This is a genomic window from Segatella maculosa OT 289 (genome assembly GCF_000243015.1).
GTDB lineage: Bacteria > Bacteroidota > Bacteroidia > Bacteroidales > Bacteroidaceae > Prevotella > Prevotella maculosa.
On the sequence record NZ_JH594513.1, the window covers coordinates 1 to 12,875 of the forward strand.

At 38.6% G+C, this 12,875-nt stretch carries 13 protein-coding genes; all 13 read right to left on the reverse strand.

What is annotated here, in order from left to right:
* Nucleotides 1-230: 230 nt before the first annotated feature.
* The 13 genes from HMPREF9944_RS11850 to HMPREF9944_RS11910 all read right to left on the reverse strand — a co-directional run bounded on the left by HMPREF9944_RS11850 (nucleotide 231) and on the right by HMPREF9944_RS11910 (nucleotide 12,799).
* Nucleotides 231-2,222 carry a fructose-bisphosphatase class III gene (locus HMPREF9944_RS11850; protein ID WP_008566574.1) on the reverse strand — a complete coding sequence of 664 codons (1,992 nt, stop codon included), beginning with the start codon at nucleotides 2,220-2,222 and terminating at the stop codon, nucleotides 231-233.
* Nucleotides 2,219-3,001 carry a glycosyltransferase family protein gene (locus HMPREF9944_RS11855; protein ID WP_008566575.1) on the reverse strand — a complete coding sequence of 261 codons (783 nt, stop codon included), beginning with the start codon at nucleotides 2,999-3,001 and terminating at the stop codon, nucleotides 2,219-2,221. Before HMPREF9944_RS11855 ends, HMPREF9944_RS11850 begins: the two co-directional genes overlap by 4 nt.
* A 5-nt stretch (nucleotides 3,002-3,006) precedes the next feature.
* Nucleotides 3,007-4,158, reverse strand: a complete 1,152-nt coding sequence (locus tag HMPREF9944_RS11860; RefSeq protein WP_008566577.1) for a glycosyltransferase — start codon at nucleotides 4,156-4,158, stop codon at nucleotides 3,007-3,009.
* A 33-nt stretch (nucleotides 4,159-4,191) separates the two neighbouring features.
* Nucleotides 4,192-5,352 (reverse strand): diaminopimelate decarboxylase, encoded by a 1,161-nt coding sequence (gene lysA, locus HMPREF9944_RS11865; protein WP_008566578.1) that lies wholly within the window; start codon nucleotides 5,350-5,352, stop codon nucleotides 4,192-4,194.
* 22 nt (nucleotides 5,353-5,374) lie between these two features.
* Complete coding sequence (locus HMPREF9944_RS11870; RefSeq protein WP_008566579.1) at nucleotides 5,375-6,694, reverse strand: aspartate kinase; 1,320 nt, start codon at nucleotides 6,692-6,694, stop codon at nucleotides 5,375-5,377.
* A 33-nt stretch (nucleotides 6,695-6,727) separates the two neighbouring features.
* Entirely contained in the window at nucleotides 6,728-7,462 is a 735-nt protein-coding gene (locus HMPREF9944_RS11875) for a cell division ATP-binding protein FtsE (protein WP_008566580.1), read from the reverse strand.
* An 11-nt stretch (nucleotides 7,463-7,473) separates the two neighbouring features.
* Nucleotides 7,474-8,115, reverse strand: coding sequence for a bifunctional phosphoribosyl-AMP cyclohydrolase/phosphoribosyl-ATP diphosphatase HisIE (gene hisIE / locus HMPREF9944_RS11880; protein ID WP_008566581.1), 642 nt, complete (start codon nucleotides 8,113-8,115; stop codon nucleotides 7,474-7,476).
* Nucleotides 8,116-8,130: 15 nt separating this feature from the next.
* The gene (gene hisF, locus HMPREF9944_RS11885; RefSeq protein WP_008566582.1) at nucleotides 8,131-8,892 is read right to left on the reverse strand and encodes an imidazole glycerol phosphate synthase subunit HisF; all 762 of its coding nucleotides are present in this window, start codon (nucleotides 8,890-8,892) and stop codon (nucleotides 8,131-8,133) included.
* Nucleotides 8,889-9,605 (reverse strand): 1-(5-phosphoribosyl)-5-[(5-phosphoribosylamino)methylideneamino]imidazole-4-carboxamide isomerase, encoded by a 717-nt coding sequence (gene hisA / locus HMPREF9944_RS11890; protein ID WP_008566583.1) that lies wholly within the window; start codon nucleotides 9,603-9,605, stop codon nucleotides 8,889-8,891. The genes hisF and hisA overlap by 4 nt, the downstream gene beginning before the upstream one ends.
* Nucleotides 9,602-10,207 carry an imidazole glycerol phosphate synthase subunit HisH gene (hisH, locus tag HMPREF9944_RS11895; RefSeq protein ID WP_008566584.1) on the reverse strand — a complete coding sequence of 202 codons (606 nt, stop codon included), beginning with the start codon at nucleotides 10,205-10,207 and terminating at the stop codon, nucleotides 9,602-9,604. The genes hisA and hisH overlap by 4 nt, the downstream gene beginning before the upstream one ends.
* Nucleotides 10,208-10,216: 9 nt before the next feature.
* On the reverse strand, nucleotides 10,217-11,080 hold the full coding sequence (gene purU, locus HMPREF9944_RS11900; protein WP_008566585.1) for a formyltetrahydrofolate deformylase: 864 nt from the start codon (nucleotides 11,078-11,080) through the stop codon (nucleotides 10,217-10,219).
* A 132-nt stretch (nucleotides 11,081-11,212) separates the two neighbouring features.
* A complete protein-coding gene (locus tag HMPREF9944_RS11905; protein ID WP_008566586.1) occupies nucleotides 11,213-11,737 on the reverse strand; it encodes an FHA domain-containing protein in 525 nt (174 codons plus the stop codon).
* 21 nt (nucleotides 11,738-11,758) lie between these two features.
* Nucleotides 11,759-12,799 carry an HU domain-containing protein gene (locus HMPREF9944_RS11910; RefSeq protein WP_044113727.1) on the reverse strand — a complete coding sequence of 347 codons (1,041 nt, stop codon included), beginning with the start codon at nucleotides 12,797-12,799 and terminating at the stop codon, nucleotides 11,759-11,761.
* Nucleotides 12,800-12,875: the final 76 nt, after the last annotated feature.

A 12,875-nucleotide genomic window follows, 5' to 3' on the forward strand; every position in this document is an offset into this window, starting at 1 on the left:
TCCTTATATCAATCCTCTGGCCTTCCTTATATCAATCCTTGACCTTTCCTTATATCAATCCTCGGGTCTTCCTTATATCAATCCTTGACCTTTCCCAATAGGTATCCTCAGGTCTTCCCAATAGGTATCCTCGAGTCTTCCCAATAGGAATCCTCGGGTCTTCCCAATAGGTATCCTCGGGTTTGGATATTTGCATGCAATGTTATCCGTTTAATCACCCCCTATGGAGTTCACTTCTTGCGTTCTTTCTCACTGATGAGGCCATGCCGATAGGCGTAGAGCAGTTCTTCAAGGTCTTTGATTTGATTTTTCAGTTCGGTTCCTTTGTCCGTATCGGCCACCAACATTCTGTGACTGCTCATTTCAACAATCTGGGTCGTGGATTTGATATCAGTGCCGCGCTGAATGGCATCGGCCGCACTGGTGAATGGTTCATGCTGTACGAGTTGGAAACCACGGCTATGATAAACCAGCGTGTAGCCTGCGATGCCCGTTTCCTTGTGATAGGCCTGCGAAAACCCGCCGTCGATGACCATAAGTTTGCCGGAAGCCTTGATTGGGTTCTCCCCATTGGCAACATGTACGGGCACATGTCCGTTGATGATATGACGGTTTTCACCTTTCACGTCGAAGGCATCCAATATATAGTCTGCAATGTTTTCATCATCGCGCAAAAGAAAATAGTTTCCTTTTTGCTCTTTATGCGTGGCTTTGTCTGCGATAAAATAGCGTTCGAAGGTGGCCATCTTGCTCTTATCGAAGAGCGGACTGTCGGTTCCGCACCATAAATAGATGAAATAATCGATGGCATATTTCTTTTCTTCGGGGGAGATGTCGTCTTGGAAAGCTGTCCGAATGAGCATCCCCGTTTGTTGCATGAGTTCACGGCCTTTATACTTCTTGCCGGGCATGATTTCTACTTCTTTCAAAGTGCCATCTTCATTGAGGGGTATGGAGGCATGAAAGAGCAGGTTGTCATTACGGATGGCATACATACAGCCATGTTGAAGCATCAGCCGGATATGCTTATGCAGCTTCTCGCAGACACGGAAAGAGTGGTGGAGTTTTCCCATCAGCGTCTTCTCTTCAAAGGTGAGTGCACACGGATGTTTAGGGTCTATCGTTGGGAAATGACAACTGCTTAAAGGATATTCCTTGCCTTCGAGCATGATGGTTCCTTTCTTGTAATCCACCATTTTAAAGAGTTCCCGATTTTGCATCTTCCATTCGGGGTGCGTCTCATAGAGCAAAGCCTCTTCCTTGAACTGAATAACAGCAATCGCCTTGTGCATTTGGGCCGTCAGACGCATGGTCTTCTCGTCTATCTGCTTAGCTCCGCCGCTGAGATGTGGCATAAACTCTTCGCAGGGATCGTCTTTATAGACTTCCATGGCAAAGGTTGCCAATGGAACAAGGTTGATACCGTATCCGTCTTCGAGCGTAGTGAGGTTGGCATATCGCAGACTTAGCCTTATCACGTTGCATATACATGCATCGTTTCCAGCGCACGCGCCCATCCAAAGGATATCATGATTTCCCCATTGAATGTCCCAACTGTGATAGCGGGCCATTGTGTCCATGATGATATGTGCCCCCGGTCCACGGTCATAAATGTCGCCAAGAATATGCAATTGATCGATGGCCAGACGTTGAATGACATTGCAGATGGCAATAACGAAATCATCGGCTCGCCCGGTTGAAATTATCGTGTCGATAATTACATTGACATAAGCGGTCTTGTTGGTATTGTTTTCCGTGTGTTCGTGCAGCAATTCCTGAATGATGTAAGAGAATTCTGCAGGCAGAGACTTTCTTACTTTCGACCGTGTATATTTACTGGAAACGGTTCGACAGATGGCCACCAATTGGTGTAAGGTGATATGGTACCAATCATTGAGGTCTTCTTCTACGGCTTTGATAAGTTCGAGTTTTTGTTCAGGATAGTATATGAGTGAACATAACTCTCGTTTCTCTTGTTCACGAAGCGTATTGCCGAAAAGCTCGTTCACCTTTCGTTTGATATTCCCTGATGCGTTTTTCAAAACATGTTGGAAAGCCTCATATTCGCCATGAATGTCTGCAAGGAAGTGCTCGGTTCCTTTAGGCAGATTGAGTATGGCTTGTAGATTGATAATCTCAGTGCTTGCATCGGCTATCGTAGGAAAGCTGTTTGAAAGCAACTGCAAGAAGTGCATATCCTTTTCTATATTGTATTTCCTCATAATGCGGATAATCTGATTTTATTTGTTAAACTGTTATGAACGGCGGGAATAGGCATAAAACCTTCCGTTAAGTTGGTCTTCTCTTCCATTACTGACTCCAAGCAAGAAACGAATTTGTAGAGCTTAAGTTCTTTGAAGATTGCAGCCATCTTGTCTTCATCATAGTCACAGGTCTCCATCAACCGACTTTGATTGCAGAGCTCATCTTGCAGGATTTGTCGGCGCTGGAATTTATATTGTAAGTAAAGGAAGCCACTAACCACCGCCTGCATGGTCTCATCTTCGACTTGTGTCTTAAGCTTTTCTATTCGTATGGAGATGTTTTCTTTAATCCGCTTATCATGTGTTTCAAGTATCTCCTGATACATATTGACTAAACGGCTATTGAAAGAGGCTTGCGTTATCTCATTAGTGACAGCCGGATTTTTCAGTTGGAAGATCTTTGTAGTGGGATAATGTTGTTGTATGTAGGCATATTCCACCTTTCCCGTAGTATGTATGAAAAGGTGTTTGGCGATGCTTCTGCCAATAACTGTTTTAGTCCAAGGAGCAATTTCTGCCAAAGGAGAATATAAAATGGGAATCTGCCGTGCTATTTCATTCTTTATATTTCGAATAACCTCATGGGTTGGCTTACCAAAAATATGCAGGAGGTCATAATTCTCGTCATCAGATAATATGATTTGGTCTGCATTCCATGCAGTCTGCATTACTTCAAGAAAGGTTGTTTGGAGGTTGTTATCCTTATGTGGAGTAAAAAGAGTCTTGATACGTATCATATAACCTAAAGTTTATGGCTGGTAAAATAGTTCTTATCAGACCGTATATAGCTGATTTTATAACCTAAATTCTGCCATACAAGTCGCATATCGTAAGCGAACATGTGGCTTAGGCCGATGTCTCCACCAAGACAACGAGAGACTTTTGAGGCTAAAAATGTACGCAACACAATCAATAACAAAAGAGAGAAAGAGGAACAGCCCAATACTATCCAATTATGTGAGAGATATCCAAAGACACTAAAGGCAAGTGATGTAAGAAAACTCAGATAGAGCATTACATTATTGAACAACATACAAAGGCTATAACTTCTGCTACCATTTAATAAATTGCGAGATGCGTAGAAGTATTTTTTCCGCTTCTTCCATTCCTCGTCACTGATTTCATCTTCATAGAGCCATGAAGCCTGACGAATATCTACAGTTACATTTCTATTTAAGCCAAGTTTATTGGTCAGGAAATCATATTCTCCACGAGTAATTTGCAAATTTCCACGGAACCCGTCTTCTTCCATAAAACGACTTTTACGAAAAGCAATGTTAAAGCAATTCGTTGCCCAAGCCTTACCACATTGCGCACTATGAAGCCTATTATTAGCTGTTTGTATATGTTCAAAACGCCATATAGGCGGAATACTTTTGCCAAGTGCGACATACCCCATGACAAAGTCGGTATCGTCTTCCATGTTTTCTGCCCAAGAAGTTAGCCAATCTTCGTTAACAGGTTTGCAAGTGGGGTTTATAATAGCTATCCATTCCGTTTTAGCCGCTCTCACTCCCAACGTTATAGCTAATTTCTTGCGACTCATATAACGCGAAGAGTCAGGTAAATAAGTCACATACAGATTGTCATGTTTTTCTTTCAAACGCTTCATTAGCTCTTCCACATCTCGATCACCTTTGTCGGCAACAATGATAACTTGATAGTTTCCTTTATATTCTTGTCTCAATAAAATAGGAAGATTAGACTGTAATTCTGTGGCATTGTTATGAACGGGTATAACAATACTGAGATTGGGCTGCGTCTCCTTATGCTCACTAATTTGTTTTCCACTTTTCATCTTAACCTTATGCAGAAAAGGACTTGCTAAAGAAGCTATAATAGCAAGTAGTATGACGGTTATTCCTAAAATAAGTGTGAATTGGTCTATTATCATATATTTGTTCTCGTAAGGGTTGATGAGGATAGTTTATAAGTCTTCTGTAATATAACCTTGGGGGAGTTGTCGGCAATTATATTGGCTTGCCATAGTTTCTCCATAGGCACCTGCACTTCGAATTGCCAATAAATCCCCACGCTTGGTTTTGTTTAGTTCAATGGACTTCGCAAAAACATCACTTGATTCGCAAATTGGTCCAACAACATCATAGACCTCCATGGGAGCATTACTACTGATATTCTCAATTTGATGATAAGCATGATATAGTGCTGGGCGTATCAAATCTGTCATGCCTGCATCAACAATGACAAACTGCTTTTGAGTCCCTTGTTTGATGTAAAGGGTACGGGTAATAAGACTTCCACATTGTGCAACTATAGAGCGCCCTAATTCAAAGTGAAGTTGTTGTCCTTCCCGCAGATTTAGATGGTGGGCATAAGTATTGAAATATGTCTTGAAGTCAGGAATTAGATTTTGATCTGGGCAATCATAGTTGATACCTAATCCACCACCAACATTAATATGTTTAACCACAATATGTTGTTTTTCTAATTGGTCTTGTAATCTGTTGATACAAGAGCAAAGATTGATGAAATCATCCATGATAAGAATCTGACTACCAATATGGAAATGAAGTCCTATAAAGTTGATGTTTTCTAATTTATAAGCTTCTTTTATAATATGATCCATACTTTCAATGGTAATACCAAATTTATTCTCTGCCAAACCGGTCGTAATATTGGCATGGGTGTGAGCTTCTATATCCGGATTAATTCTAAACGCTACATTGGCAATCTTCTTTTTTGCCATGGCAAGCTCATTGATAATCTCAAGTTCAGGTAGACTTTCTACATTGAAACAGAAAATGTTTTTATCCAATGCAAGATTTATTTCCCAATCACTCTTACCAACTCCGGCATATACTATCTTCGATACGGGAAAACCGGCTGCAATTGCAGCTAGTATTTCACCACCACTTACACAGTCTGCTCCAAGTCCGGCTTGACATATAATATTTAATACTTTTGGATTAGCATTGGCTTTGATGGCATAATGAACAATGATGTCATTATAGTTTTTTGATTCAACTTTTAAAGTCGTCAATGTTTCTCGTAACAAGTCCGTATCATAATAAAAGAAAGGTGTCTGTATACTCCGAAATTTAGCTATATCAAATTTTCTTTTGGTCATTAGTTTTCTATCATTTGTACTACTATTTATTGAATAGTGTTTTATTCAAACTCCGTAAAGCTTTTTCCTTGTCAATTTCACGAATCAGAAATGATATGTTATAGTTGCTCCCACCATAAGAAATCATACGCACAGGAATTTCCTTCATGGCTTCAAGTGCCAATGTTTCAAAACCAATATTTCCCCAATCTAAATCTCCTACTACACAGATAATACACATATCTGTATCTACGGTAACAGTTCCATATTTTTTTAATTCATCAACAATTTCATTTAGATGGTTATTGTCATCAATACTTACAGACACACCAACCTCACTTGTTGTAATCATATCAATAGGAGTTTGGTAACTTTCAAAAATTTCAAAGACTTTGCGAAGAAAACCTGTTGCTAAAAGCATCCGGCTACTTTTAATTTTCACAGCTGTAATATTATCTTTCGCAGCAACGGCCTTTATCTTACCTTTGACAATAACATTATTTATGATAGTACCTTCTGCATTTGGATCCATTGTGTTTTTCAACCTGACGGGTATACCTGCATATTTTGCAGGCTGAACACAAGTGGGATGAAGGATTTTTGCTCCAAAGTAGGCTAACTCAGCCGCTTCCTCAAAATTCAGCTGATGTATAGCCTCTGTATTCCTTACAATACGTGGGTCATTATTGTGCATTCCATCTATATCTGTCCATATTTGAATCTCTTCTGCCGGAAGTGCAACCCCAACCAAGGATGCCGTATAATCGCTACCACCACGTTGCAGATTGTCAACCTCACCATAAGCATTGCGACAAATAAATCCTTGTGAAATATAAATTTGGCTTCCAATATTTTTTTTCATTATATCAGCCAACTTTTCCTTGATATACAAAAGATCTGGTTCCGAGTTCTTATCTGTCCTCATAAAATTAAGTGCATTTAACAATACGGTTTTGAAACCGGACTCTTGCAGATAATTCGCAACCATATTTGTGCTCATAATTTCACCTTGTGCCACAATATTTTTCTCTTCAAAACTTGTAAAGAAACCTTTTGTGAAAGAGCGTAGATAATTAAATTCTGCATGTAAAAAATCTCTTGTTTTTTGCTTGTATTCGTCTGTCACATACAAATCTTCTACATGCTGCAAATATTTTGTTTCAAGTTTATTTATAATTTCATTGGCACCTTCGGGATTCTTCTTATATAGATATTCGGATATCTCTATAAGTGAATTTGTTGTACCACTCATTGCAGATAAGATAATAAAAGTAGTCTCACCTGATTCTGTTACCAAAGAGGCTACATGCTTCATACGTTCAGGTGAACCAACGGAAGTACCTCCAAATTTCATTACTTTCATGATAGTAATATTTAAGAAATATATATCTTTATTCTACGGAATTTTATATTCTGCATCTTCGGTAAGATCCATTTTGTTGTATTCTGTCGTTACATCATTAATAACTCCATCTTTGCAACGATATACTATTCCTTTATATTTGTCTAACAGTGAAATATTATGCGTTGTTATAATAACAGCAGTCCCTGTGGTTACAATATCTCTGAGTAGACTAATTATATTATCGGCAGTTTCGGAATCGAGATTACCAGTAGGCTCATCTGCAACTATCAATTTCGGTCTATTTAAAATAGCACGTGCAATGGCTATACGTTGCTGTTCGCCTCCAGATAGTTCATAAGGCATTTTGTTGATTTTATCAATCATGCCAACATCTGTAAGTACACTCTCAATACGTTCTTCAATCTCTTTAGAATCCTTCCAGCCGGTAGATTTCAGGACAAATGCTAAATTTTCCCATACCGTCTTTTCATGCAATAGCTTAAAGTCCTGAAAAATAACACCTATTTCTCTACGAAGGGCTGGGATATCTCGCCTTTTCAGCACCATAATATCCCTACCAAGTATTTCTGCTTTTTTTTCACCACTCTCTTCCTTGTTATAAATATCAAGTTCGCAATAAAATGTTCTAAGTAGGCTGGTCTTCCCCGAACCAACCTTACCTATAATATATAAGAACTCTCCTTCCTCTACATGGAAATTCACATCTTTAAGTATCAGCGTATCGTCCTGATATATATCAATATTCTTATAATCAATCAAATTCATATTTATGTTTTTTATTTATTCTTACTTTTAGCTATACGACGTTTCTTATCCCAATTAGGTGTATGTCGTTCTAATAGTTCTTGTGCTAAATTTTCAATACGAAGCCCTTTATTTGTAAGTAGTACGATAAGGTGATAAAGCATATCTGATGCCTCGTAAACTAATTTATCTTTTGTTCCCGCTGTTGCTTCAATGACTGTCTCCAATGCTTCTTCACCAACCTTTTGTGCTATTCTGTTTACTCCCTTTTTAAATAGGCTTGTTGTATAGCTATCTTCAGGCATATCATGATAACGTTGATTTATAAAGTCTTGAAGTTCACTCAGAAATAAGATTGGATTATAGTTATTAGTTTCTCCCCAACACGTATCTGTTCCCGTATGACACGTAGGACCTTCCGGCTGTACGCTGATGAGCAAAGTATCATTGTCACAATCGTTTTTGATATTAACAAGATTCAAAAAGTTTCCACTGGTTTCTCCCTTTGTCCATAAGCATTTACGCTCACGACTCCAAAATGTTACTTTCTTTGTTTCAATAGTTTTTCTATAAGCTTCCTGGTTCATATATCCAAGCATAAGTACATTCTTTGTTACTGCATCTTGAATAATAGCAGGAACAAGTCCATTCATCTTATTGAAATCTATATACATATAATTTATCCTCTATTATATTCTAACATTGATACCTTCTTTTTTAAGATATTGCTTTAGATGTGGAATTGTCAATTCTCCAAAATGAAACACGCTGGCAGCTAAAGCCGCATCGGCTTTACCTTGCAAAAAAACATCTTTGAAATGTTCTTCTTTTCCAGCTCCACCACTGGCTATAATTGGAATATTTACTATTTCTGATAATTGCGCAAGAACTTCATTGGCAAATCCTTGTTTTATTCCATCGTGGTCCATGCTTGTGAAAAGAATTTCACCTGCACCACGGTCTGCCACTTCCTTAGCCCACTCGAAAAGCTTTCTTCCTGTTTTTTCACGCCCACCTCTAATATAGCAATACCAATCATCTTTATCATATCGTGCATCAATGGCGCAAACACAGACTTGTGAACCATAGTGATTTGTAATCTGATTAATTAAGTCAGGTTGACATAATACCGCACTATTGATACTTACTTTGTCTGCCCCTGCTTGTAATAACCGGTCCACATCTGCTAATTCATTAACCCCTCCTCCTACAGTAAAAGGAATATTAATCTCCTTAGCGACACGTTCTACCATATTTGTGAATGTCTTCCTACCTTCCAAACTGGCTGTTATATCCAGAAAGACCAACTCGTCTGCCCCGGCATCGCTATATGCCTTACCAAGTTCAACCGGGTCACCAGCATTCCTTAGGTTGACAAAATTCGTTCCTTTGACCGTTTTTCCGTCTTTAACATCAAGACAGGGAATAATTCTTTTTGCCAATGCATTCATAATTCCAATTGCTTGATATTTATTCTTCCTTCATAAAAAGCCTTACCAAATACGACTGCAGGAATACCGGCTTGCTCCAAATGAACAATATCTTCATAACTTGAAACCCCACCGCTTGCAATCAGATGCAAATCAGGATATACTTTCATGATTTGTTGATACAAGGTTATTTCTGGTCCTGACAAAGTTCCATCTCTATTAATCTCTGTACATAGCACATTTTTAATGCCTTCATCTACATATTGTTTTAGGAAAGGAAGTATTTTCTTTCCCGAATTCTTCTTCCAACCATTTACATACACGTCGCCATCTTTAACATCTGCTCCTAAAATAAGCCTGTCTGCATGATAACGTGATAACCAACTTAAGAAAAGTTCCGGGTCTGTGACAGAAACACTTCCAACGGTAACCATATGAGCTCCGGCAGCGAAAGCAGCTTCTATGTCTTCCTCTGTTTTTATACCTCCACCGAAGTCCACTTTCAAATCCGTTGTAGAGGTGATTGCCTTCAATACCCTTTCATTTATGATATGCCCTGCTGCTGCTCCATCAAGATCCACTATATGTAATCGTTTGAATCCCAATTTTTCAATGTTGCATGCCACATGCACCGGATCATCGTTATATATGACTTTCTGGTTATAATCTCCTTTTGTGAGACGGACACATTGTCCGTTTATAATGTCAATTGCAGGTATAAGCTCTATATTCATAAGTCCAGAAAGTTTTGCAGTATTCGTTCTCCAGTCTTCCCACTTTTCTCGGGGTGGAATTGGCATGCATAGAAATTGTCCTTTTGCATGCATGCTGAATAGGGGAGAATATAGTTAGCTGTTGCAATAGTATAGCTTGTTATAGGCACATAGTAACTATGTAAAAAATAGACATACGGGTGCTCTCCCAATCCTTTCAAAAGATTATTCCCCTGATATTGCTCTCCTTGGATTTCTATTTTTTGCCATCCCATAACCGGCACTTTATCCTCATGTGCAACGGGATGGAATTTTTCAACTACAGTATCAAAGATGCCAATGCAATCAACCTCCCCCTCTTTTGAGTGTTTGCACAGAAGTTGTTGCCCTACACAGATGCCAAGAACAGGTTGAGTGAGGTTTTTAATTTCCTCATCAAGTCTGTATTTTCTCAGATGGGCCATGGCTTCAAGTGCATTACCCTGTCCGGGGAATATCACTTTATCCGCTTTCCGCAAGGTCTCTGCATCATCGGTCAAGATCGACTGTATGCCTAAACGTCTCAAAGCATTGACAACCGAATAGATATTGCCGGCATTATATTTTATAATGGCTACTGTCATAAGTGGTAATTAAGAAAATATAATCGTCTTATTATTGTATGTCAGTATTTTCCGTTCAATATGTTTAGTCACGGCTCTACTCAATACAATTTTCTCCAAATCCTTTCCTTTCATAATAAGGCTATGTGGAGTATCTTTATGGCTGATACGTGTGACATCTTGCTCTATGATTGGACCTGCATCCAACTCAGATGTGACATAATGACTTGTAGCTCCAATGATTTTCACACCACGTTCCCATGCTTGATGATAAGGTTTAGAACCAATAAACGCGGGTAGAAACGAATGATGGATATTGATAATATGGTTTGGATAAGTCTCTATCATTCTTTCACTGATAATTTGCATATAGCGAGCCAAGACAATGAACGTAATTTTCTCTTTTTTGAGTAGTTCCATTTCTTTTGTCTCAACTTCATCTTTGTTACTATGGTCTTTTTCTATCGGCCATACATAATAGGGAATATCAAACTGTTCGGCAATATATCTTAAGGTTTCATGATTGCTTATGATACATGGTATCTCTACATCCCACTCTCCAGCTTTATAACGTGCCAACAAATCATAGAGACAATGGCTCATCTTGCTGACAAAAATGGCCATGCGTGGTTTCTCATCACTAAAGTAAATATTGAACTCTAAGTGATATCTCGTTCTGTAAAGTGTATTTATGATGTCTTCTATTTTATCTCTGGGAATCATAAAATCAGCTAATTCCCATTCTAATCTCATAAAGAAAACACCATCTTCATGGTCAACATACTGATCTAAATAGACAATATTTCCCTGATTATCAGTAATGAATTTTGTTATCTCACTAATGATACCTTGCTTGTCCGGACAATGGAGAAGTAATATGGCAGTTGACTTCATTATATATCTTTCAGATTGTAACCTAATTGTGGGTTCTTCTATACAATTTGCAAAGATATATAATTTAACTAAGAAATGGAAATTATAATTGCTTTTTTCTTAATCAATCCTATATATGTATATTTAAGAGCCTCATTCTTCTGTGGCACGAAGAATGATACTTGTAGCCCCAATCGTGAAAAGACAGCCATCTTTAATAACCCTACGCTCTTTGTTCTTCAGGATTTCATTATCTACAAATGTCCCTGTGTAACTTGGCCCATCGCAAATGACATATTGGATTTTACCATCCCTTTTTCGACTGACATTTATAATGCAGTGCGTCATATCTATACTGGGATCGTTAGTTTCGATAGGGCAGTTGATATTGCTCCCTTTCATATATCGTCCTATGACATTGTTTCCCATTTTCAGCGGAATCACCTGTTTATAATGGAAAACATTTTCAATGACGACAATAGCACCGTATCCGTTTTCATTGACATGCTCATCTAAAACCTCTTCTTTTTGTATGTTTCGAAGCTTAGACATGCCAATTCGAATGCCAAAATTCTTTCCACACTCCGGACATTCAAAGACTAAAGATTGGCCAACCTGATATTTGGTTTCATCAAATGTGACATAATTATCGCATTTTGGACAACGTACACGTTTCATACCCTTGATTGTAAAAGCGGTTTATCTGATGTGTATGACCCAACAATCAGTAAATTCGGTATGTTTATAGAACTTGTTGACAACCTTACGAGCATCATTCTCCGAAGCATATACGCCATAAATAACCTTTATCTGGTTGTTGCGTTTCATTATTCTTGCAGCATCATATCCCATTCCATGCAATCTTTTGACGAATTGTCTTGCATTCTTATGGGTAATCCTGCTTGCTAAAACAATGCTATAATAATCCGTAGGCTCAATGCGCTTTGTATCTGCTTTCTGTCTTTCGGTATTATCAATTTGATGTGGGGCCTCTTCTTTCTTAGAAGACACCTCCTTGGCAATATATGCTGTAGCATTTCCCAACGTAACATCTTTGGGCATGATGCGTGTAAGGAGTCCTGTGTCAATCCCACTACCGGTTCTTGCCAACTCTCCTCCGTTCTCCAAAGAGGAAGGCAGCAGTAGAAAAGCCAGCAATGCAATACATGCAACCATGATATTCCTTACGACACTCCGTTGAATAGTGTACGTATTTTCCTCTGATAAGGTTTCTTCCGGCATGTCAGGTTCAACTGTTGAGACGGAAGAACTTTGCACACTTGTAAGTTCAAGTCTTGCTGGTACTTCGGTTTCGCCAACGTTTAATCTCTTTAATTCAAAGCTGCTTAATCCATATAAGGTCGGAGTGAGCAGCCCCGCTTCACAAGGTTCAAAGACATAGTGACCTTCCGAGTTGACATTTAGCATGCCAAGGTCTTTCATTTCGTAGGAGCCTCCTTCGCCCAACAGCTGTTTTATCTCTTCAGTCTCTTGCTCTATCTGTCTCAATGCCTCAGGATAACTGATATCATAGGCTTCCACATAAGATTGTGCAAGAAGAGAATCATTGATTTTCAATAATGGATTAAAGCCAATAGAACGGGTCGGAGGAAGATATGAATGATCTTGCTCGTCAAAATGCGCAGCCAAATGATGGGCCATAAATCCACCGAAGTTTGGAATAATGACACAATCGTTGGTAAGCAATAGGATTTCTATATGTCTTTCTAGTCTAATCACGTTTGCAAAATTAATATATTTATTTCAAGATACAAAGTTTTCAAAATAAAAATATCATTAAAATAATTTGTGCTTT